We start from the raw sequence: 25,708 nt of genomic DNA on the forward strand, positions 1-25,708 counted from the left end.
GCTCAGGACAGCGTGCTCTCCACCGGGCGGTCGTTAAGTACTGCGACGACCGCCCGGAGCGCGAAGGCCGCGATGACCGACAGGACGAGCAGCGCGAGTCCGTAGTAGACGATGGCATCCGATGCGGTCCAGATCGTGCCGAAGACGCCTGCGACGAGCGCACCGATCGTCACGCCGCCGACCTCCTGGGCCATCCAGATGCCGTTCACCCGTCCGAGCAGCGGCCCGGGGGTGTGGTGCTGGATGAGGGAATACCGGAGCACTTCCTGCGTCGCCTCGAGATATCCGACGATGCACAGCAGGACGATCGCCAGCCACGCGACCGGTGCGAACCCGAAGAGCACCTGGACGAGCGCCGCGCCCGCGAGTGCGCCGAGCAACACGACACCCGGACGCCGTACCCCTGCCAACCATCCACTGGTGAGTGCGCCGAGCATCGCGCCACAGGCGACGGCCGCGTACAGCAGGCCGGTTGCTCTGGCGTCGCCGCCGAACCGCTCCGCCACGAGCGCGGGAAGGAGTGCCACGAGTCCCGCGCCCAGCATCGCCAGGACACCGACGATCATCACGCCGAGCACGACTCGTTGCGAGGTGAGGAACTCGACGAGTGATTGCGGCGAGTCGCTGTGTGCCGCGTCGGCGGCGTTGACCTGAGCTCCTCCGGACGACGACTCCGACTCTGCGCCAAGGGTTGCCGCAGTGGGAGGCATCGACGGGAGACCCAGCAGGATCAGCACCGTCAGGGTCGCCAGGATCGCGGCGATGGTGTAGGCCCACTCGACACCGGCAGCCGCGATGATCAATCCGGCGATGGCAGGCGAGATCGCGGTCCCGACCCGGACTGTCAGCGAACTGAGTGCGCCGACTGCAACGAGCTTGTCTCGCGGGATCAGCGTCGGCACCGCCGCCATCAACGCCGACGTCGAGAGCGAGCCGATCAGCCCGTCGACGCCCGCAAGAACGTACAGAGCCACCACCGACGTCGTGCCGAATACACCGAAAGCGTTCAGCGCGAGGCCTGCGAAGCTCAGTGCCGCGCCCGTGCGTCCCAGAAGAATCAGCTTCTTGCGATCGAACCGGTCGGCTAGAACACCACCGACCAGCATGCCAACGAACGTCGTGACGCCCGTGACGGCAGTCGCCGCGCCGACCTGCGCCGACGATCCGGTGAGGTCGTACATCTGGATCGGCACCGACACCATGAGGAGCCCGATGCCGATGATCGAGATGAGTCGGGCGCAGAAGATGCGGCGGAAGGCCGCGCTCTCGCGCAGGGGACTGATATCGATCAGGACCCCACGTACCTTGCCGCTCATCGACCACCTTCCGTCTCGCCGCAGTTCACGCTCGCCAATTCGGCGAGGGCGGCCAGCCATCGTTCTGCCAGACGCGCAATGGCATGTGCGTCGATCATTCCGGGCTGGTAGTTCCACGTTGCCGACAGTCGCGGCCCGTCAGGACCGTCGACCGTCGCGACGTCGACGATGAGTCCGTAACCGGCGGGCATCTCGTCGTCGGGTCCGATGTCGACCGACTCGGGCGCCATCGACCACCCATCGAACGCGAAATCACGGTATCGACCAACGTAATTGAACTCGATGGCCGCGCTGGGCAGGTCGATGATCTCCCGGCCGCTGCTTTCGTCGCCGCTCGCGGAACCGTACCGCAGCAGACCGTACCCGACGCCACCGTCCGGGATCGTCGCCCGTTGCGCCGCGAGATCTCTCGCCTGTGTCGCGGCGTCGTCGGTACCGCCGACCCGGATCGGGTGGACGGCCGTGAACCACCCGACGGTGCCGGTGAGATCGGCGCCCGGAACGAGATGTTCGACGCGGCCGTGCCCCTCGGAGTCGACGAGCGTCGGAGTGCTGATCGCCGCACCGAACGCGCCCAACAGCACCTCGTCGACGCCGACACCCAGCCGTGCGCCGACCGGACCCAGGATTTCCCGCGCGACATCGGTATCGACATCGACGCGATGTCGGAGCACGGTGCCCTGGCGATCACGAGTGGGATCGAGGGCACGCGAGAAGACGGCCAGCGGATCGACATCGGCGGCGATCTGACGCCAGAGGTCCGTCTCACCACTGCGGTCCAACTCCGCCAACTCGCGCGCCCACGCACCGAAGTCGGTCGATACCTGCGCGAGCGAGATGTCTTCCGGTGCAACACCTGCGGTCAGCTGCGTGTACGCGGCAATCAGTTCCGGGACGAGCACGCGCCACGACACGCCGTCGACGACGAGGTGATGGATGGCCACCAGCAGGCGGCCCGGTTCATCGCCCCGATCGCTCCACGCGGCCGCGACCATGCGTCCTGCCACGGGATCCAGGCGAGCGCGCACAGTGCGTGCGAGCTCGATCAGATCTCCCTCACTGCCGTCGACGACGAGCACCTCGGGCACGACGCCGGATTCGGTTGTGTCCTCGCGGATCTCGGGGATCTCGAAGTGCCACGGCGACGTGGTGGCGACGAGTCGTGCACGCAGCATGTGGTGGCGCGACACGAGAATGCTGAGCGCCTGTGTGAGCGCGTCGACGTCGAGACCCGCGGGAACCGTGAGCAGCGCTGATTGGTGGAAGCCACCGATGTGCTCGGGGTTGCCGCTCGTGAGTTCGTCGAGCCAGCCGACGATCGGTGTGGCAGGCACGACGCCCGCGGTCACCCGGGCGAGTTCCGGTGTGGCCCCGGCACGTTCGACCGTGTCTGCGAGTCCGACGATGGTGCGGTTGACCATCACGTCACGCGGACTGAGTGTGAAGCCCTCGGCGCGCAACCGGGCGACGAGCTGCATCGCCACGATGCTGTCGCCACCGAGCTCTGCGAAGTCGTCGTCGAGTCCCACCTGGTCGGCCGGCAATTCCAGCACGTCGGCCACGGCGTGACACACTCGCCGCTGCACGTCCGTTTCCGGCGGACGCACAGTGTGGTCGAAGGTCGGTTCCGGTAGCGCGCGGCGATCGATCTTGCCGTTCGGCAGGGTGGGCAGCGCGTCGAGCACGACGACGGTCGCGGGCACCATGTAGTCGGGCAGCATCGCGCGCACGGCAGCACGCAGGGTGGCGGGCTCCACCGGAGCCTGCTTCTCACCTGTCCAGTTCTGTTCTGGATAACGATCGGCTACGACATAGCCGACGAGCCTGCCGGCACGCGCGACGACGAGCGCCGTCGTCACACCCGGTACCGACGTCAGCGCCGACTCGACGTCACCGAGCTCGACACGGAAGCCGCGGATCTTCACCTGGTCGTCGGCACGGCCGCGGAAGTCGAGCTGGCCGTCTCGCGTCCAACGAACCGTGTCGCCCGTGCGATACATCCGCGACCCGTCTGCCGCGAACGGGTCGGCGACAAATCGTTCGGCGGTGAGGTCGCCGCGACCGAGGTAGCCGCGCGCCAATCCCGCTCCGGCGAGGTACAACTCACCGTCGACGCCGTCGGGAACCGGCATGAGTGCCGGGTCGAGGACGTACGCGCGCGCTCCGTCGACGGGTCGGCCGACCACCGGATGCTCGGCGTCGGCCGCGCGTGCGACGAGAGCGTCGACCGTCGCCTCGGTGGGTCCGTACAGGTTGTAGGCGTCGGTGCCGGTGAGTTCGCGATAGCGCTGCCACTGGGCGTCGGGAACCGCTTCGCCACCGAAACCGATGGCGCACAGGGATTCTTCGGCACCGTCGAGTTGACGCAGGTGTGACGGCGTCAGCTCGAGGAAATCCCAGCTTTCGGCACGCAACTGCGCGGCGAGCGCCTGCGCGTCGTGCTGGGTATCGGCGTCGACGATGCTCACCTCGTGGCCGTCGAGGAGCCACAGCTGTGGCTGCCACGAGGCGTCGAACGCCAGCGACCATGCGTGGCCGACGCGCAGGCGATCACGCCCGGCGCGGCGACGTGCGGGCTCGTGGAGCATGCGACGGTGACTTGCGAAGAGGTTCGCAAGACCGCGATGGGGCACCACGACCCCCTTCGGTGTGCCCGTCGACCCGGAGGTGAAGATGACGTAGGCGGGGTGATCGGGCAGCACGGTCGCTGTCCGCCTCAGCGCAGGCGCCGAATCGGCCTGTGTTGGAGCGAGAATCGGGTCGTCGAGGGTGTCGATCACGCGTCGCGGCGCCGCGACGCCGGTCATCGCGGCAACTCGCTCGCGCGGTGTACCCGGCTCGATCGGTAGGTATGCGGCACCCGCGACGAGTACGCCGAAGATCGCTTCGAGCGCGACCACACCACGAGGCAGCGACACGACCACGACGTCCTCGGGACCGATGCCCTCGGCCACGAGCCTGGCCGCGATTGTCTTCACGCGCAGGTCGAGCTCGCCGAACGTGCGAGTACCGTCGTGGCCCCGGAGCGCAGGTGCAGATCGATCGCGGGCCACCGCGGCGTCGAACAACTCGGGGAAGGTCGTCGCAGGAGCGGGCGGACGATGCAGGTCGCGCAGTTCCGTCGCGATACGGATGTCGAGCTCGCGTAGCGGCCGATCCCGTTGTGCCGCCATGAAGTCCAGGATCATGACGAGCCGTTGGGCCATCGATTCGACCGTCGCCCGATCGAACAGATCGGTGCTGTACTCGATCACTCCGCCCACCCGCGGCGTCACGCCGGTGGCGTCCTCGGTGAAGTCGAACGACAGATCGAACTTCGCCGTCGTCGGCAGTGGCGGCGCGATGCCTTCACCCTCGTGTGTTCCCGTGTTTCCGTCGGTTGGTGACTCGGGGAGTCGCCCGTCGACGTAGACCACCATCGTCTGGAACAGCGGGTTGAGCGCCGACGAGCGTGACTGCGCCACCGCTTCGACGACCTGCTCGAACGGGACGTCCTTGTTCTCGAACGCCGACAGGTCGGCCGCGCGGACCCTGGCGAGTAGCTCGGCCACCGTCGGGTCACCCGACACATCGGTGCGCAGCACGAGGGTGTTCAGGAAGAAGCCGACGAGTTGGTCGAGCCGTGCGTCGTCGCGCACGGTGACCGGCGATCCGAGCGGGATGTCGGTGCCTGCACCCAGTCGTGACAGCAGAACCGCCACGGACGCCTGGAACACCATGAACATCGACGTTCCCGTCGATGCGGCAAGCTCCTTGAGTGCCACGACCGTCTCGGGGCGAACGCCGACGAGGACTCCGTCGCCACGACCTGACGGTCGCGGAGGTCGGGCCCGGTCGTAGGGAAGGGACAGCTCCTCCGGCGAACCGTCGAGAGCGCGGCGCCAGAAGTCCAGCTCGCGTCGACCGCGGTCGTCGGCAAGCAGATCCCGCTGCCATGCGGCGAAGTCGGAGTACTGCAGTGCGAGATCGTCCCACTCGGGTGCAATCTGTTGTCCGCGTGCACGATACGCCGTATCGAGGTCGGCACGCAGCGGCGCTGCCGACCACTCGTCGGTGGCGATGTGATGGATCGTGACCACCGCGAACTCGGACGTTGTCGCCACCCGAATCGGTATCTCGGCGGCAAGGTCGAAGGCATGTGCCGCGTCCGCGTGCAACTCAGTGACGTCGGAGACCACGCGGACCGGAATCTGTGGTGCGACGACGACGTCGGGGCGGTCGTCCGGGTACCGCGTTCGGAGTATCTCGTGGCGGTCGACGACGTCGCGGACTGCTGCGCGCAACACTTCCGCGTCGATGGGTGTCGTCCCCTGGGGGCCGTCCGGACGCCAGAGCAGCGGCACGTTGTAGGTGCTGGTGGGTCCCGACACTCCCGCGAGCGTCAGCATCTGGGCCTGACCGAAGGAGAGCACCGGTTCGGCGTCGGCGCGACGACGCAAACTCGTTGTGTCCGAATGTGATTCCGGCGGCGTGGCTTCCCCGTTGGCGACGAGCCACTCGGCTAGTCGAGCGATGCTCGGCTCGTCGAAAACGGTCCGGACCCCGACGTCGTACCCGAGTGAACCGCGAATCAGGTTGACCAACTTGATGGCGGCGAGCGAGTGGCCGCCGAGGGTGAAGAAGCTCGCGTGGATATCGGTGACGTCGGTCCCGAGCACCGCCGAGAAGATCTCGGCGAGGTCGGATTCCAGCGACGTCCGCGGGCTGGTGCCCTGCGAACCGTCGACGGTCGGCGTCGGCAACGCACGGCGGTCGAGCTTGCCGGTCTGATTCAGCGGAAACGCATCGAGCACGACCAGCGGTGACGGAATCATGTAGTCCGGCAGCAACGTCGAGAGTTGACGTGTCACGGACTCGACGACGGACGACTCGTCCTGCGAGCCGGCGTCTTCCGAATCGCTTGCTGCGACGATCCAGCCGACGACCCGATCGGAGTCGACGGCGACCGCGGCGTCGGCGACCTGGGGCAGCGAACGCAGTGCCGCGTCGATCTCGCCGAGCTCGACGCGGTTTCCGCGCACCTTCACCTGGCTGTCGATACGGCCGAGGTATTCGAGGACGCCTGCTCGACGTCGGACCAGATCGCCTGTCCGGTAGACCCGCGCGCCCGGCTGGTCACCGGTTGGATCGGCGACGAAGGAGCCCGCGGTGCGAGCTGGGCGCCCGAGATATCCACGGGCGAGCGGTGTTCCGCGCACGTACAGTTCGCCTACCGCGCCGTCGGGTACACGCCGCAACGACGTGTCGAGGACGAGGAGGTCGGTACCGGCGATCGGACGTCCGATGGGTGCCGTGCGGGTGGACGCGTGTGGAACCGCGGTGTGATCGGTGACGACGACCGTGGTCTCGGTGGGACCGTAGGCATTGATCACTGCCAGCGACGGTGCCGCGGCGAGTACGTCGTCGACGAGCTCGGTGCGTAACGCCTCGCCGCCGACGATCATGTGACGCAGTGAGTCGAGGCCAGGAAGGTGGGGGACGAACAGCTCGAGCAGCGACGGCACGAAGACCGTCGTCGTCACGCCGTGGGCGCCGATGAGGTCGGCGAGTCGGCGGGGGTCGCGCTGTGCGCCCGGTTCTGCGACGAGAACGCGCGCGCCGACAGTGAACGGCAGCAACAACTCCCACACGGCACCGTCGAAACCGACCGGCGTCTTGGCGAGAACGGTGTCGGCTGGTCCGATACCGCCGCCCGGCATGGTCTGCGCGCGCCAGCGCAGCACGTTCACCACGCTGCGATGGGTGACCACCACGCCCTTCGGCCTGCCCGTCGAACCCGACGTGTAGATCACATATGCGGCGTCGTCGGCACGCACGTGAGGCAACGCAGCGTTCGTGGGTGACGTCACCGAGTCCGCAGAGGCCTCATCGAAGAGACCGTCGTCGACGCTGACGGTGGGGACGCTGACCGTGGGGACACTGACGGCGGTCGGTGCCGAGTTGCCGCTTCCGACGATGACGGCAGCGGGGCGCGCGTCGTCGAGGATCGTTGCGACTCGGTCGGCCGGTGTGTCGGTGTCGATCGGCAAATAGGCCGCACCGGCCCGCAGCACACCCTGCAGGGCCGTCAGTTGCGCCATGCTTCGTGGCACGAGAACGGCAACCACGTCGCCGGGGCGTACGCCGAGGTCGATGAGACGGCCAGCCAGGCGTTCGGTCGCCGCTGCGAGCTGGGCGTAGTCGACCGATCCACCATTGGTGTCGGACAACGCTATTCGCGACGAATGCCTGCGGGTGGCGTCGTCGATGAGATCTGCCACCGTATCGGCGTGATCGGCGAGCGCCTGCGCGCCGCGTTCGGCGTCGCGGATGGATGCCTCGTCATCGGGACCGAGAAGCTCGATCTGATCGACGACGACCTCGGGCGTCGCACTGACGACGCGCAGGATGCGGGCAAGGCGTGCGAGCAGGTCTTGAGCGGTTGCGGCGTCGAACATCGTCGTCGCGTACTCGAGGGCGAGCGTCAGTTCACCCGTCTCGGTGTTGTCGACGACGGTGAAGGCGAGATCGAACTTGGCCGATACGGACGTCAGGTGCTCGAACGTCGCCGGGACACCGAGGAAGCGATCGGGCATCGCGCCGAACGGCAGGTATCCGACGCTAACGCAGAACAATGGATTGCGTCCGGGAACGCGCTGCGGTGCAAGGTGTTCGACGATCTGCTGGAAGGGGATGTCCTGGTTGTCGAATGCAGCGAGATCAACTGCGCGGACACGGTCGATGAGTTCGTCGAAACGCGGGTGGCCGCCGACGTCGGTGCGCAACACCTGGGTGTCGACGAAGAAGCCGACGAGGTCGTCGAGCGCGGGATCGTTGCGGCCGGACACCGGCGAACCGAGCGGGATGTCGGTTCCGGCGCCCACCCGGTACAGCAGTGTGGCTACCGCCGCCTGGGCGACCATGAACATGCTGGCTCCACGATCGGCGGCGATACGCGCGAGAGTCGCACGGGTGTCGGCGTCGACGACGGTCGACTCCGTTGCCGCGGGCCCCGGCGCACCGGGACGCCGTGGACGGTCGCGGGGAAGTGCGAGCTCCTCGGGGAGGTCGGCGAGTGTGTCGGTCCAGAAGTCGAGCTGCTTCTGGCCGCGCTCGCTGATCCGATCACGTTGCCACAGTGCGTAATCGGCGTACTGGACGGGCAGCGCCGAGAACTCCGGTACTGCACCTGCGGCCCGCGCGGCGTAGGCAGCAGTGAGATCGGTGAGCAGCGGTCGGTCCGACCATTCGTCGGTGGCGATGTGGTGCATCGCGATGGTCAGGACGGCAACGGTCGACTCGTCGGGTGCAGCGACATGCGCCACCTGCACCCTGATCGGTGGCGCCGAACGCAGATCGAAAGCGCGCGTGAGGAACTCGCGTGTCACCTCTGTGACCTCGGCACCGGCGGTGCGCACCTCGACCACATCGGGGATCTCAGCGGAGTCGAGAACACGTTGGTACACCTCGCCGTCCGCCGTGGTCTCGAAGACGGTGCGCAAACTCTCGTGGCGTGCCAGTACATCTCTCATGGCGGCCGACAGCGCGTCGGTGTCGATGGATTCGTGCACGCGCACGACGTGGCCGTAGTGATACGAGATGTCGTCGGGATCCATCTCGTAGAGCACCCAGAGTCGTTCCTGTGCGGGCGAGAGCGGGATACGGTCCGGCCGAACACCGGTCGTGATGTCGGTGGTCGATCCGGTCAGTTCGGTGCGCAGCGCGATGTCGGCGGGAGTCCTGGCCTCGAAGAGGTCGCGGATCGCCAGTTCGGCGCCGAGTTCGGCGCGCAGGGTGGAGACGAGTCGCATCGCGGCCATGGAGTGACCGCCCAGTGCGAAGAAGTCGTCGTCGATTCCGACGGCACATCCCTCATCGGTGTCCGGGAGTCCGAGGACCTCGGCGAAGACCTCGCACAGCCGCCGTTCGAGCTCGGTGCGGGGTGCGCGTCGTGTTCCACCGACCTCGGGGGCGGGCAGCGCCTTCACGTCGAGCTTGCCGTTGACGGTCATCGGGAACTCGGTGACCGTGGCGAACAGGGTCGGGACCATGTAGTCGGGGAGCTTCGCGCTCAACTCGCGTCGCAAGTGCGCATAGTCGAGTTCCGCGTCTGCGTCGGCGGGAATCACGTATGCCACAAGACGTTTGACGTCGGGTGTCGCCGGATCGGCGGTCGCCACGACTGCCGACGACGCGATCTGCGGCAGCGCGGTCACCGCGGCGTCGATCTCGGCGAGTTCGACCCGATAGCCGCGGACCTTGACCTGATCGTCTGTGCGTCCGAGGAAGTCGAGATTGCCGTCGGGACGGATCTTCATCGCGTCGCCGGTGCGGTACAGGCGGCCTCCGTCGGAGAACGGGTCCGCGACGAACCGCTCTGCGGTCAGATCGGGCCGTCCGAGATATCCGCGCGCAAGGCCCGCGCCGCTGATGTACAACTCGCCCGGCACCCCCGCGGGCACCGGTCGCAGCCACGGGTCGAGCAGGTGTGCGGTGGTGTTCCAGATCGGGGTACCGACCGACGATGTCGGTGTCTCGTCGGTGCCGACCCCGAGGGTGTTGATCGTGTACTCGGTGGGGCCGTAGAGGTTGTAGCCGAGGGTGTGCGGGTGTTGACGAAGCGCGGTCCACACCGGTTCGGAGACTGCCTCACCACCGAGCAGGACAAGCGCGGGCACGTGGTCGCCTGCGAGGAGGCCGTCGGCGAACAACTGCGCGGCGTACGTGGGCGTCACGTTGATGACGTCGATGCGGTGGGTCGCGCAGTAGGCGACGAGCGCTGTCGAATCGGCACGGAGTTGCTCGTCGGCGACGTGGACCTCGTGGCCCTCGACGAGCCACAGCAGCTCTTCCCAGGACATGTCGAACGCGAAAGAGACCGTATGCGCGATGCGGAGTCGCCCGCTGACACCGGCCTCACGGGCGAGCGCGATCGCGGGTTCGAAGACCTTCTCGCGGTGGTTGAGCTGCATGTTGGTCAGGCCGCGGTAGGGCGTGATGACGCCCTTGGGTTTGCCCGTCGAACCCGACGTGTAGATCACGTACGCCGGTTGATCCGGGTCGACGTGGGGAGCCGTCCACGCCGGTGATGTGGGCTCGGGCAGGTCGTCGACCGCAAGTGTCGGCAGGCCGACGGTGTCGAATCGGTGCGCCACCGAGCTGTGGGTGAGGATCAGCAGCGGCGCTGCGTCGTCGATGATGCCGTGGAGTCTGCCGTCGGGGTGATCGAGTTCGAGGGGCAGATACGCTCCGCCGGCCCGCAGGATCGCAAACAGTGCGACGACGGTCTCAATGGAACGGGGGATCGCCAGTGCGACAACTGTTTCCGCTCCGACACCGTGGTCTGCGAGCACATGCGCGACACGGTCGACCTCGCCGTCGAGCTGTGCGTAGGTGAGACGCGAATCGCCGTAGATGAGTGCATCGGCGTCGGGGATCGTTGCGGCGCGCTCGGCGAGCAATCCCGACACCGTGGTGTCGGGGAGCCGATGGAGTGGACCGACGAGCGCAACGTCCGACTCGAGCGAGAGATCGAGGGAGGCAACCGTGGTGTCGAGGTCGCGACCGATCAACTCCAGTGCGTGGCGGAATCGTGTCACGAATCCGTCGGCGTAGCGATGGTCGATCAGGTCGTCTCGATACTCGAGTCGGAACCGAATCGATGCACCAGGTGTCACCACGAGCGCCAACGGGTAATGGGTGTGGTCCAGACTGCCCTCGCCGATGACGTCGTGCAGCGCCGACTGCTCGCGCTCCTCTTCTTCGGTTCGGAAGTTCTGCAGGACGTAGAGGACGTCGAACAGCACCGGATGCTCGGTCTCCTGCTGAAGGCGGGCCAATCCGATGTGGTCGTAGGCCATCAGCTCTACGCGGGCATCCTGACTGCGGCGCAGGAAGTCTCGCACCGACTCCTGCGGATGCAGCACCGTTCGCACGGGGACGGTGTTGAGGAACAGCCCGATCACGGTGTCGAGGCCGGCAACCTCTGTCGGACGGCCGGCGACGGTGGAACCGAACGCGACGTCGGTGACTCCGAGGACGCGCGACAACGTGAGGGTCAGGGCCCCCGAGATGACGGTGTTGAGTGTGACGCCCGCAGACCTCGCGTCAGCGCGGAGTGACTCCGACGCGGCGACACCGAGGTCGACCTCGATCCGACGCGGCGCACGAGGAGTAGACCCCACCGCCCGCGGCGCGACGAGTGCTGGCTCGGTGTAGCCGTCGAGATGTGCGTGCCATGCCGCGAGCGCGTCGGCGTCGGACGTGTCAGCGATCCAGGCGAGGTAGTCGCGCAGTGACGCTTCCGGTGTCGTCGCCTGTGCGCCTTCGAGGTGGGCGAGCAGCCGCGACACCACGAGTCCGCCAGACCAGCCGTCCCACAGTAGGAATCGACGGTTGACGACGATGCGGTCGTGCTCGCCGGGCAGGTGGATCAGCGTGATCCGCCAGAGGGGTGCGGTGCCGATCGGGATCTCGCGACCGCGGTCGGCGTCGAGGACCGCGTCGAGTTCGAAGTCGACGACGTCGGGCGACACCTCCGTGAGGTCGACCTCCGCGATGACGGGATCGACCGCGCTGCGGATGATCTGCACAGGGGAGCCGTCGACCTCGACGAATGCCGCCCGCAACTCGGGATTCTCGTCGAGCAGCGCACGTGCGGCGCGCCGCAGCGCCTCGGCGTCGATTCGGTGGCCGAGGTCGAGCCAGAACTGCGCGGTGTAGATGTCGTCGGATGCGTCGACCTGCGACTGGAAGAACAATCCCTCCTGTAGCGGTGTCAGCGGCCAGATGTCGTCGATGGTTCCGTGTTCGCGAGTGAGTCGCTCGACGGTCGCTTCGTCGAGTGCCACCAGACGTCGATCGGCGTCTGCGATCACCCGGTCGGTGATCGCCTGCGCCAGGGTGTCGGCGTGTGGGATGACTTCCGAATCGACGTCGACGATGACCGACCAGCCTGCGTGATCGGGAGAGTCGTTGCGCAACAGCCTGATCGAGACGGGGTGTGCGGTCGGCAGTCCGTGGTCGCCGACGAGCACGTCGGGTTCGACGATCTGCCCCGCAGCAGTGGCGCCGGCCAACGCCGCGCCGACCTGCGGCGAGAGATAGCGCAGCACATCGAGACCCGGTCGGTTGCCGAGAGTCGGGTTCAGGCCGGAAGGTAGCGAGGGATTCGCCAGGTCGATGCGTACCGGCTCGAGTGCCTGCAACGGGCCGACCGTGCGAGTGCCGACGGGTCGCAGGTCAACGGCAAGGTCGATCAGGAGTTCCCGCGGCGCATCGGCGCCGAAGACGTCTGCGATCGCACCTGCCAGTGCCGCAACGAGAGCGTGCTGGGTGGGATGTTCGACGTTCGGGTCGTCCACGTCGACGCGAGAGCGGTGTGTCGAGTGGTCGGTCCCGGATGCGCCGGATGCGCCGGATGCGCCGTCGATGCGCGGTAGCGACGCTCCCGGCGCGAGGGCTTCAAGATAGTGCGCCAACGCGCCGACATCGGCGGCTCGTCCTGCCAATCCCGTTGCCAGAGTGCTGAGTTCGGCGTCCGGTGCATCGACCTCGATGTGCCTACCCGCGGCGGCGTCGTCGAGCGCGGTCTGGAGGTCGGTGCGGAGGATCTCCGCGGACGTCGGATCGACAAGCGCGGCGTCGAACGCGCCGATGACCTCACCGGTCGCGGGCACGAAGGTCAACCCGTGCGCGGGTGCTTCGGTCGGCTCGCTGTCGGTGATCGAGACCGGAAAGGTGCTGTCATGCGTGGACGCTGTCGTCAAGGTCCACAGGATCGGTGCGGGCCGACTGACCGTGGTGCGCAACGCGGGATGCGCCGCGACCAGCGCAGAGGCGATGTCACCGACCGCGTCAGCGGTCACTGTTGAGGGAGCCCAGGCGCGAATGATGCGGGGCGGCAATGTATCCGGATCGATGTGGCCTTCGCGAAGTCGCGCCAACGCAGGTGTCAGCGATACTGCGCCCGCAGCTCCGTGCGTTTGCGTGTGAACCGAGCGCAGCGCATCGTTGAGCTGTCCGTCGGGAGTGAATGCGCGTAGGCGTTCGGAGGGAGCGGTGGCGAGCGCGCGCAGGAAAGCGGCGAAATCCTCGCCGAGACGATGCGCCTTTTCGGCTTCCTCGGCGACGGTGCGAACGACGACTTCGGCGGGCCTGTCCCGACGCCTGACCTGGATCTGGATCTCGACATCGGAGACAGGACCGGATGCGAGGGCATGCAGCGAGAGTGGATGGCCGCCCATCGTCTGCCGCGAGGTGTTCGCCATGACGTTCACGCCGAGACCGAACATGCGGTACGGGCCGTCAGATGGTGCCGATGAACCCGCGTCCCTGGCCTGCGCTGCGAGAGCACGGCCGAGATCCTCACCGCGAAAACGACTGTGGGCGACGAGCGCGAACACCGCGCGTTCGGTGCGGGCGGCGAGGTCGGCGAGGTTGTCGCGCGGGTGCGCGTCTACGCGCAGCGGCAGCACACTGGTCACCATCGACGGTGTTGTGCGTGCCCTACGGTCAAGGCGCCCGGTCACGGGTAGCGCGAGAACCAGGTCGGTGCGGCGGGTGCGCACATGGGCAAACGCCGCAACCGCGGCGATCAGCAGGACGGTCGGTCGTACCCCTGCATCGCGCGCCAGCGTGCGCAACGGGTCGAGAACCTCGAGGGGAATGTCGAAGCGTGACGCGATGATCCCGCGACCGGGCACCACATCGTCGTCGAGGAGTCGCACCGGCTGCGGCCGGTCGCCCATCCGCGCCAACCAGTAGTCGGCATCGGCGGTGAAGTCGGGACCGTCGCGATAGTCGTGCTCGGCGTCGAGCACCGGGAGCAGCCGCCAGTCCCTGGCTCGCGACGCAGTGCTGTTGCCAGAAGTCTCGGATGTCCCGGAAGCGCCAGATGCCCCGGAAACGCCGGATACGTCGTAATGCTCCTGCACCGCCTGGGTGAAGAAGCCGAGCCCCATGCCGTCGCAGACGAGGTGGTGAACCTTCACAAGCGCCAATGTCGGGTCGGGCTGGTCGATTCCGGAGTCGGTGTCGGTCCGGGCGGTGCGCAGGATCGTGCACTCGGTGAGTGGGCCGTGCGTGATGTCCATCGGCTGCGCGAGTTGTGCGGCCATCCAGTCGCGCGCTTCGGGGAGAGGTATGTCGAGGATGTCGACATCGAAGTCGGTAATGGGCAGGACCCGCTGCCGTACGTCACCGCCCTCTTCGACAAACACGGCGCGCATCGCTTCGGCCTTCTCGAGGACCGCGAGGATAGACGCCCGCAGACGTTCGACATCGGTTCGTGCGTCGACCTCGACGTAAAGTCCGGTCACGTACAGGGCTGGGTCGCCCGAGGCCTGCATCGACAGATAGATGTCACGCTGACCGGCGAGAACGGGCAGTGTCTGATCCTGCGAACTCGCATGCTGCGAAGTCGGATGTTGGGGGCTGACATGCTGCGAGGTCACTGGTTGACTCCGGATTCTGCTGGCGCCGCAAGCGAATCGAGCGCCGTGCACAGTGCAGCGGCGAGGTCGCGCACAGCGGCGTCGTCGAGGTGGTCGGGTAGATAGCTGAAAGTCGCGGCGACAACGGGACCCGACGACTCGTCACGACAGACGATGTCGATCTCGAGCGGGTAGGCGACACCGAGGGCCGGGTCGGGATCTGCGGCGAGTGCCGTCGATTCCACCGAGGGCTGCCAGGGCGAGCCCCCGCCGACGGTGAAGCGTCCGAGGTAGTTGAGCAGCACGGACGGTCGCGACATGGTGGCGAGTGCGGCCGACAACTGCGGGTTGAGGTAGCGCAGCATGCCGAATCCTGCACCGGCAGCGGGCATTGCGGTCCATGCTGTCTCAGCGTCGGCGATTGCGTCGGCGATGTCGCCGGTGGCCGATAGCCGGATCGGCGCGACGGTGGTGAACCAACCGACCGTATGCGACAGATCCGCGTCGACCCCGAACTCATGTGCATCGCGACCATGACGTTCGGTGTCGACGATGAGGTCCGCGGTGTCGAGAGCTCGTGTTGCGGCGACACGCAACGCCCCGAGGAGCAGCGACGTGATCCCCACACCGCGGCGGGTGGGTAGATCGGAGACGAGCGATGCCGAGGTCTCCGGAGACAACGTGACGACGTGGCGCCGCTGGTCGGCGACGGTGCCCGACGTGGCGAGCCGACCGGGCACCAGTTCGCCGCCCGGTGCCAGCACCTGCGCCCAATGGGCCGCCTCGTCGAGCAGTGCCGGGTCGGCGGCGCGTTCGGTCACGGCGGCGGCGAATGCGTGCAGGGGTGTCGGGGTCGGAATCGGTTGCGGCGCAACACCGGTGGCTGCCGTCTCCCAGAGGGTGTGGAGATCCTCGAGCAGGATGCGCCGGGAGACGCCGTCGACGGCGAGATGGTGAATGACCAGGATCAGTCGCCCCGCGATCGGATCGTCGGGTGAGCCGGTCGTCAACCAGGTCGCGCCAACCATGCGTCCTGCGCCGGGCGACAATCTGCCTGCCGCGGCGCTGGATTCGGCCGACACAGCTGCGGCGAGCGCGTCCGGATCGTCGAAGACGGATCTGTCGAGCGTGACGATTCGCAGGACGTCGTCGACGTCGACCGATCCCGGTGGCGCGCTCTGCATGTTCCAGAGCACACCGGCGACGATCTGCAACGAACTCCGAAGCGCCTCATGGGAATCGAGCAGTGCACGGAACATTGCGCGAAGCGTGTCGGCGTCGAGTTCCGCCGGGGTGTCGACGACGAGCGACTGGTTGAACCGGTCGATCGTGCCACCGATCTCACGGAGTCGATGGACGATCGGCAGCAGCGGAATGGGCGTCGGCGCGGTGGCCGCCGGGTCGTCCGTGCTCGTCGGCGCGGCAGACGACGTGTCGTCGATCCACTCGGCGACCGAGCCCAGTCCGGCGACCGTGCGGTGCGTGAAGACGTCCCTCGGCGTGAATCGGATGCCACGTCGCCGTGCGCGATTGACCAAGGTCGTCGAGACGATGCTGTCGCCGCCGAGCGCGAAGAAGTCGTCGTCGACGCTCGGCGGGTCGTCGAGTCCGAGAGTGTCGGCGAAGATGTCGGCGAGCGCGGTCTCGACCGCTGTCGTCGGTGCACGACCCTCCGCGACGCCGACCTCGGGCTCGGGAAGTGCTGCGGCATCGGTCTTTCCGTTGACCGTCAGCGGGATCGAGTCGACGATCAGCACGGCCGACGGGACCTCGTGCTCAGGGAGAGCGTTGCGCAGTGCCTCGTGGAGTGAGTCGGCGTGCAGCGAATCGGAAGCGATATTGTCCGCGACGGCGTAGGCCAGGATTCGGTCGGCACCGCTCGGTCCGGGCCGGGTTAGGACTGCGGCGTCGCGCACGCCGGGCAGACCCGCGAGGGCTGCCCGGATTTCCCCGAGTTCGATACGGAAACCACGGATCTTGACCTGTGTGTCCGCGCGCCCGAGATAGATGAGCGCACCCTGTCGGGTCTGTCGGAACAGGTCCCCGGTGCGATACAGCACCTGACCGGTGCCCGAGGGGTCGGCGACGAAACGGGTTGCATGCAGCGCCGGGCGCTGCAGGTAACCGGCGGCGACCTGGGGGCCGGCGAGGTACAGCTCACCCACGGCACCAACGGGTACCCGGCGCAGATATCCGTCGAGCAGATGGCCGGTGAAACCTGGCAGCAACGCCCCGACGTCGCTGCCCGTGGCGGTATCGATGGTCTCCTGATCGAGCACCAGATACGTTGCATGGACGGTGATTTCGGTGATGCCGTACATGTTCACCAACGTGGTCCGCGGATACCGCCGGCCGAACGATCGTAGGCGCGGCAGGTCGAGCGCCTCGCCACCGAAGATCACGTAACGCAGTGAATCTAATGCCGACCCGGAGCCAATTGTTTCGGGGGTCTCCTGGTGCTCGGGGATCTCCTGGTGCTCGGTGTCTGCGAGATCTGCGGCGTCGAGGGCGAAGAAGGCCGACGGCGTCTGGCTGAGCACGGTCACACCCCGCTCGCCGATGAGGGCGGCGAAGTCGGCGGGCGAGCGCGTGGTGGCGTGATCGGGCAGGACGAGGTGCGCTCCGGTCGAGAGCGGACCCCACAGCTCCCACACCGAGAAATCGAATGCGTAGGAGTGGAACATCGTCCACACGTCGTTCTCGTCGACGTCGAACAGTTCGGCCGTGGCATCGATCAATGCGGCGACGTTGCCGTGCGTGACGGTGACACCCTTGGGCTTTCCGGTCGACCCGGACGTGAAGATCACATAGGCCGGGTCAGCCGGGGTGAGTTCGGGATCGAAAACCGCTGTGTCAGAGAGGGAGTCATCTTCGCGCTGGAGGTAGTCGGCGTCGACGATGACCGTCGGCGCGGCGTCGGCGAGGGTCGACGAGATGCGTTCACTCGGGTACGCGGGATCGATCGGAACGTAGGCGGCGCCGCAGCGCAGTACTGCGATGATCGCGGCGACGAGGTCCGTCGAGCGTTCCAGGATCAGGGCAACCGAGTGGCCGCGTCGCACGCCGTCGCGGCGCAGGCGTGTAGCGATCGACGCGCTGAGTGCGTCGAGTTCGCGATAGGTGAGAGTGTGCGTTCCGCCGGACACGGCGGGACGGTCGGCGAAGGTGCGTGCGGTGGCGGCGAAGATGTCGACAAGGGATCGCCGAGGACGAACGACGTCGGGTGCGGGCAGTACGGGAAGCTCGGCGGACCGGCCGAGGCGCAGCTGCGCGACGTGACTGGTCGGGGCGTCGACGAGCGTGAGGAGTATGGATCTCACGCGCTCTGCGAGATCAGTGACGGTCGGTTCGTCGAAGAGTGCCGCGGCGTACTCCACGCGCAAGCGGATGCCCGCGGAGTCGGCGAGTTCGACGAACTCGAAGGTCAGGTCGAACTTGGCGGTTCGCGCTCGTGGGAAAACGGGTTCTGCACGCAACCCGGTGAATTCGGGGGCGATGATCGGGTCGCGGTACTGAACCATCGTCTGGAACACCGGATGTCGGCTCAGTGCTCGTTCGGGTGCGAGTGCGGTGACGATCTCGTCGAACGGCACATCCTGTGCGGCCAAGGCCGCGACGTCGGTCTCCCTGACGCGGCGCAACACCTCGAGGAGTGTCGGATCACCGGAGAGGTCGGTGCGCAGCGGCAGGGTGTTGACGAACATTCCGATCAGCGACTCGGCGGACGCCGATGACCGGCCGGCCACCGGGGTGCCGACCACGATGTCGTTGCCTGCTCCGGACGCGTTGAGCGCGAGCGCCACAGCGGCGTGCGCTGCCATGAACACGGTCGCGTCGAGTGCCCGTGCGGCAGAGCGGAGCCCGACGAGAACGTCGGCGTCGACGACCATCTCGACTTGGCCACCAACGGGATCCGGCTCGATGGGTCGGGGACGGTCGTAGGGGAGGTCGAGTTCGGCCGGTGCGTCGGCGAGTTGGTCTCGCCAATAGTCGAGTTGTCGGCGCACCAGTGACCGGGAATCGGCGACGGTGCCCAGCCGCTCGATCTCGACAAGCGTGTGATCGGCGTACTGGAGCTGTGGTGCGGCAACCTGCGTGCCGTTGTATCCGGCGGCGAGCTCGTTGAAAAGCGTTGCTGCCGACCATTCGTCCGCGGCGATGTGATGCACCGTGAGGAGCAGCACCGCCGACGCTTCGGAGGTGCGTAGGAGGTCGGCGCGCAGGGGCAGGTCCGCTGACAACTCGAATGGGCGCCCGACGAGTGAGTCGATCGTCGCGTCGAGGTTCGCGGGTTCGATGTGGTGTTCGTCGATCAGCACCCTCGCGCCGTCGACCCCATCGATGACCTGTGCGTCGTCGACGATCCTTGTGCGGAGCGTCTCGTGGCGTTCGACGATGCCGTCGAGTGCGCGTTGCAGGCGCGCAGCGTCGACTGGCCCGTCGAGCTGAACGGCGAACGGAATCGTGTACGCGGCATCGCCGATCCCGCTCTGGAAGGCGAGTCTGCGCTGTGCGGGCGACAGCGGAATCCGTTCGGGGCGTTGCGCGGGCACGCCTGCCGAGTTGTCGGTGACGCCGGTAGTCGTGATTTCAGCGCTGTCGGCCGCGAACAGCGCCGCGAGGTCGACGAGCCGCGGGTGGGCAAAGACCTCGGCGACACCGACGACACGTCCGGTCGCCACCCGCAGCCTCGTCAGCACACGCGTCGCCGACAGGGAGTGGCCACCGAGGTCGAAGAAGTTGTCGTCGACGCTCGGCCGTGCCGCGCCCGCGGCGTCGAAGCCGAGCACGTCGGCGACGGTGTCGACGACGAGGCGCTCGAGTTCGGTGCGCGGCTCGCGTCGGGAGACCGCGCGCGGCGAGGTCGGGGCGGGAAGGGCTCGACGGTCTGTCTTGCCGCCCGGTGTGCGGGGAAGAGAGTCGAGTCGGGTCCACGTGGCAGGGATCATGGCTGCGGGCAACGTATCGGCGAGTTCGGCCGGGACGGCGTCGGGTGCCTGAGCTCCGGCAACGTAGACGTCCAGACGTGCGTGTCCGTCGTGATCCTCACCGGTTACCGCCACGGCATCGTCGACTCCGCCGAGTGCGAGGACAGCTTGTTCGACCTCACCGAGTTCGACGCGGGTGCCACGGATCTTGACCTGCGAGTCGGCACGACCGAGGAGTTGCAGTCTGCCGTCGGCAGTGATCAGACCACGATCGCCGGTGCGATACATCCGGTCACCGCAACCTGCCGGGTTCGCGACGAATCGCGTTGCGGTCCAGTCGGAGTGCCCGTGGTAGCCCCGCGCCAGTTGGACGCCGGTCACGTAGACCTCGCCGGAACGGCCGGCCGACACCGGGTTCAGGTGACGGTCGAGCACGACGACACCAGCGCCCGGAACCTGCGTGCCGACGGTGATCGTGCCGACCGCGGCGGTGCGGATCGTCGCGGTGGTGACGTCCCCCGCGACCTCCGACGACCCGTACGAGTTCACGACTTCTTCTGCGGCGCCCGCGAGTTGAGCAGCAGTGCTGCCGGGAAGCGGCTCACCGGAGACAATCCACCGGCGTATCGACGCGACCGGCGCGGGACGCGCTGAGCTGTCGGGGAGCAGGTCGGCGATTGCCCTCGCCAGTGACGGCACGGCCGTGATCTGGTCGACCGCGTGACGGTCGATCAGCTCGGCGAGTGCCATCGCGTCGCGCGCGGACGCGTCGTCTGCGATGGCGACGGTGGCGCCCGCGGCGAGTGCGCCCAGGATCTCGGTGGTGCCGTCGATGAACGCGATGGCGCTCTTGGCCAGTACGACCGATCCGTCCCACCGCTGCGCGGCCCACGCGATGCGATTCGCCAGCGCAGCAGCGGTACCCACAACACCCTTCGGTGTTCCGGTCGAACCCGACGTATAGATCAGGTAGGCGGCCGACTCTGGATGTGCCGTGTACGGGGCGAGTTCGGGCGAAGTGACCGCGTCGGCGCGAATCTCGGCGAAGCTGTGCTCGTCGAGCACGAGCGCGGGTGCGGCGTCGTCGAGCATGAATCGGATGCGACCGGAAGGGTAGGTCGGGTCGATCGGCGCGACGACCGCGCCGAGCCGGGCAACGGCCAGGATCGCGACCACCATGTCGATGCCACGCGGCAATGCCACTGCGACAACGGATTCGGGTCCGATTCCGCGATCTCTGAGCACGTGAGAGGTTCGTCCTGCGAGCACATCCAGCTCGCGGTACCCGACGCGTCGATCACCCGAGACGAGGGCTGTTCGTCGTGCACAGCGTTGCGCGGTATCCGAGATCTGCTGGGCCACCGGAACATACGGCAGGGGAGCTGACGGCAGCGATGCTGACGGGAGCGATCCTGATGGCGGCGTCGTGGCCGGAGGGGTCACCGTGAGGCCACCCAGGAGCTTCTCACGCGAGTGCGCGAGCAGGGTCAGCCACGCGACGACCTCATCGAGTAGGTGCGGGTCTGCTCCGCGGCGTTCGAGCACCAGCCCGATGGAGGGGTCGTCTTCGACGAGAAGTGTTGCGGTGAAGTCGTTGTCGTCCTCGATGTGGGGCCGCACATCTCCCCGAGGGAAGCTCTCGAACACGACGAGTGACGAGATCGGGCTGCCGAGATCTACTGCCGACATGATGTCGGCGAGCGGCACGTGGTGGCTACCGAGGAGGGCGAGTTGCTCGCGCTGCAGTCGTGTCAGCGTGTCGCCGACGGTGTCCGATGGATCGATGCGCACCCGAACCGGGATCGTGTTGATGAGCATGCCGATCATCTCGTCGACCCCGGGCACCGACGGATCCCTACCGGAGACGACCGTCGCGAATACGACGTCGTCGCAGTCGTTTCGGTCGGCGAGCACGAGTGCCCAGGCGAGCTGGATGACGGTATTCAGTGTCGCCGAGGACTGCGTCGCGACGTCACGCAGCGCCGCCGATACCTCGGCGCTGAGGTGCGCGCGTAGTGGCACGGCGGGCGTCGTCGGCTCGACGATCTCGATGAGCGTCGACGCCTCGACATCTGCGAGTGCCCCGACCCACGGGCCGACGTCGCGGCCCCGTGAGGCAATCCAGCGTGCGTAGTCGCTGATCGGCCGTACGGGTGCGAGGGTGTCGCCCCGGTACGCGCGCACGATCTCGCTGAACATCAGGTGCAGCGACCACCCGTCCAAAGCAACATGGTGTGCGACGACGAACAGCCAGCGAGGGCGTCCGGACTCGGTCACGAGTGTAAAGCGCAGCGGCGGAGGCGAAGTCAGTGCGATGCCGGTCGTGCGGGCGTCCGCGCGCAGGGTGTCGAGTCCGTCGTCGAGCGTGGCGATGTCGACGACGGGGAGCTGTGTCTCGACTGTGGTGTGGACGCGGGCTACGGGTTCGCCGGTCCGTCGACGTGTGTACGAGGTCCGCAATGTTGCGTGTCGAGAGGTGACGGTGGTGATCGCCTCGCGCAGGCGGTCGACGTCGATTTCATGCGTGAGGACCGTCGTGAGATCAAGGTCGGCGAGGATCAGATACGGGTCGACGTCATCGGAGCCACGAGGGGCTGTCGATCGGTAGACGATCGCTTCCTGGAGGCCGGTGAGGGGTAGGACGTCTTCGAGCGCTGCGCTCACAGCAGGTCACCCTCCATCAGTTCGTTGAGTTCGTCGTCGTCGACCCCTGCGGTGGTTGCGGCCGCAGAGCTTGTCGGGAGCGGCTGGCCTGTCGGGTACGAGTTCTCAGCATGCGTAGCGGTTGCGTGGCTGCGTGCCACTGACGCCAGTCCCGCGACCGTGGGATGGTCGAAGATCTCCAGCGGTGTGATTTCCCAGCCGGCCGACGCCGCGGCGCTGACCACTCGCACGGCGACGATGCTGTCGCCCCCGAGTGTGAAGAAGTTGTCGTCCGCGCCGACTGCGGGAAGCCTGAGCACCGTCGCGAACACCTCGGCGAGCGCGGTCTCGACGGGACCCGACGGCGGCCGCGACCGAGCGGCCTGCGCCGCGTAGTCGGGCGCGGGCAGTGCTCGTCGGTCGATCTTGCCGTTGGGCGTGAGGGGAAACTCGTCGAGCACGACGAGTGCCGACGGCACCATGTAGTCGGGCAGGATGTCGGCGATGTCGCTCCGCCACGAGTGGGCCAGCGCGTCGTGCTCGGTGTGGTTGTCTGCGGCCGAGTGCGTGGTCACGTAGCCGACCAGTCGCCCGTCGACGGAGGTGACCACCGCGCCTGCGACGGCCGGGAGGGAAGTGAGCGCAGCCTCGATGTCGCCGAGCTCGACTCGGAACCCGCGCACCTTGACCTGATGGTCGGTGCGGCCGAGGCAGTCGAGTCGGCCATCCGGCCGGATGCGCGCCAGGTCTCCGGTGCGATACATGCGCGCGCCGTCGGTGAACGGGTCGGCGACGAATCGGGCCGCGGTCATGCCGGGCAGGCCGCGGTAGCCGCGAGCGAGTCCGTCTCCGCTGAGATAGAGCTCGCCGACGCGCCCGGCAGGAACCGGGTGCAGCGTCGAATCCAGCACGCGGACACCCGTGTTCGCGATCGGGGTGCCGATGGTGACGTCGGCTGCATCGTCGATCTCAGCCGTCGTCGACCAGATCGTCGTTTCGGTCGGTCCGTACATATTGCGCACCGACCGCGCGGAAGCGACGAGGTCGCGAGCGACGTCGGAGGGCAACTGCTCGCCGCCGACCAGTACGTCGACACCTGCCAGCGCGGGTCCGTGCCCCGCACCGAGGAAAGCCGACCACAACGACGGTGTGGCCTGGATGACGTCCGGTCGATGCCGGGAGATGAGTGCCGCGAGCCGCGCCGGATCGTGAATGTCGTCGTTGTCGGCCAAGACCACACATGCTCCCGCCGAGAGCGGTACGAGTGTCTCCAGGAGTGCGATGTCGAAGGAGATCGTCGTCACCGCCAGCAGTGACCTGCCGGGTCCGAGGCCGAGTCCGCCGACCATGTGGTCGGTGAAGTTCTGCAGGGCACGGTGCGGGATCACCACGCCCTTCGGCTTGCCGGTCGACCCCGACGTGTAGATGAGGTAGGCGGCAGAGTTGTCGACCGGGTCGTCCGACATGGTCTTGATCGGCCGCCCGTGCGGATCGGAAAGGCGCCGGATCTGAACATCGCGGTCTCCGGATGCCACGACGGTGGGTTCGGTGATGGGGGGTTCGGTGATGCGGGATTCGACGACGGCGGGTTCGATGATGGCGACAGGCGCGGCGTCGGCGATGCTGGCAGCTCTGCGGTCGGCGGGAAATCCCGGATCGAGTGGGAGAAAGGCTGCGCCACTGCGCATCACGGCGACCAACGCGACGATGAGGTCGATGCCGCGGGGGAGTGCGACAGCGATGACCGACTCGGGTGCGACTGGCCCCAGCCGTGCCACGAGTTCGTCTGCGCGACGATTGAGTTCGCCGAAATCGATCGCGTCGTCGCCGTATCGCACCGCGATCGCATCGGGTTCGGCGGCCGCGATGCGGGCACCGAGCGGGGTCGGGTCGATCGGTGCCGTCGCGCCGGACGGGAGAACGTCGACGCGTGCCCGCCCGGTGGCCGGCGCACCGGATTCTGGCACATCGGATACGTGCTCGACGATCCGCATGGCGCCGACGGGACGTGTTGGCTCACGCAGGAATTCGCCGACGAACGCCGCGAGTGAGTCGGCGATCCGCGCGGCGTGTGCTCGGCTGTAGATGGCGGCGTCGGCGTCGAGTGTGAGTTCCAGGTCGGAGCGGTCGGACTCCGTCGAGCCGAGGTCGAGTGCGGTGATCGAGAGATCGACGACCGGACCACGACGCAGCGAGCGGACCGTTGCGGTAATTGAGTCGGCTGAGTCGGCGTCTGCCGAACCCGCGGTCCCGGAATCGAAAGTGACTGTTGAGCCGAACGGTTTGACGTTCACTGTCGGTCCCACGACACCGTCGACGTCGCGGCGTCGTGCGTCGCGGACGATGTCCTCGCCTCGGTAACGCGCATGCGGCGCGATCCGGCGGATGCCTGCTGCGGCGTCGGCTGCGAGTTCGCCGGCGGTCGCTGCGGGGGCGACAGCGATACGCAGTGGGGTGACGTTGACCGTTGTGCACACGACATTGGCTGTGGGAGAACCGAATCGGTTCATCATCGGGAACCCGATCACGACGTCGGCGGCACCCGTGGCGCGTGCACAGAATGCCGCGACGGCGGCTACGAGGCGATCAGGCGACATCGCGGCCCCGCCTGCGCCGCGGACCAGGGCACGAGTCGTGTGCGTAGCGGCTGCGATGCGGTGGCCACGAGGCGTGTCGCCCAAGGTCAGGGGACCAGTGACGCCCGCGAGCTCGCGGGTCCAGAATTCTGCACTCGCACCGGCATCGGGTTCCGGCGGAAGGTCGACGACGCTCCCGAGGCGTCGGGTATCACCCGGATCCGCGTAGAGGCGACCGATGCGTCGAACGAGCAGACCGAGGCCGTAGGCGTCGATCACGATGTGGTGCGCGACGACGAGCATCGAGGTGCGCCCACCCGCGTGGAGGATCTCGACGACTGCGCACGGGCCGGATGCGGGATCTATCGCGATCTGGACCGCGGCCTGCGCATACACATCGATCGCGTCGGCATCGGCGCCGAGATCGCGGTCGGTGACCTCGATCGGTACGCCGAGCTCGACTGCCACATCGCCGTCCTGCTCGGAGAACACAGATCGCAGACCGTCGGCTTCGGCGACGGTCTGGCGAACAGCGGCTGAGAGGCGACTGGCATCGGGTCGAGGTTCGAAGTCGACGAGTTGACCGATCGTGAACACATCGGGGTTAGGGGCGACTCGCTGCGCGAACCACAAGCCCTGCTGCGCCGACGTGGCGCGCATCAACGCCCCACTCCGGGAGTGCGTAATGCGGCGATCTCGGGCAATCGACGACAGCAGCCAACCATGAAAAGTTAGCCTACCCTAGCCTAAACGGTAAGCGGGGGCGGGGCTGCGCTGTCGATGTTGGTAAGCCAATGCTTACCAGAGTTCGAGCTGCGATGCTCGCAATTCAC

At 67.5% G+C, this 25,708-nt stretch carries 4 protein-coding genes; all 4 read right to left on the minus strand.

What is annotated here, in order from left to right:
• Positions 1-2: 2 nt before the first annotated feature.
• From entS to ABW18_RS02265, 4 genes are read right to left on the minus strand one after another with little or no spacing between them, the layout of a single operon-like run.
• The gene (entS, locus tag ABW18_RS02250; RefSeq protein WP_049697340.1) at positions 3-1,316 is read right to left on the minus strand and encodes an enterobactin transporter EntS; all 1,314 of its coding nucleotides are present in this window, start codon (positions 1,314-1,316) and stop codon (positions 3-5) included.
• Positions 1,313-14,749 carry a non-ribosomal peptide synthetase gene (locus ABW18_RS02255; RefSeq protein WP_049697341.1) on the minus strand — a complete coding sequence of 4,479 codons (13,437 nt, stop codon included), beginning with the start codon at positions 14,747-14,749 and terminating at the stop codon, positions 1,313-1,315. Before ABW18_RS02255 ends, entS begins: the two co-directional genes overlap by 4 nt.
• Positions 14,746-22,320 (minus strand): non-ribosomal peptide synthetase, encoded by a 7,575-nt coding sequence (locus ABW18_RS02260; RefSeq protein ID WP_049697342.1) that lies wholly within the window; start codon positions 22,318-22,320, stop codon positions 14,746-14,748. The genes ABW18_RS02255 and ABW18_RS02260 overlap by 4 nt, the downstream gene beginning before the upstream one ends.
• Complete coding sequence (locus ABW18_RS02265) at positions 22,317-25,535, minus strand: non-ribosomal peptide synthetase (protein WP_049697343.1); 3,219 nt, start codon at positions 25,533-25,535, stop codon at positions 22,317-22,319. Before ABW18_RS02265 ends, ABW18_RS02260 begins: the two co-directional genes overlap by 4 nt.
• Positions 25,536-25,708 lie beyond the last annotated feature (173 nt).

It is taken from the genome of Gordonia jacobaea (assembly GCF_001186365.1).
Lineage (GTDB): Bacteria > Actinomycetota > Actinomycetes > Mycobacteriales > Mycobacteriaceae > Gordonia > Gordonia jacobaea.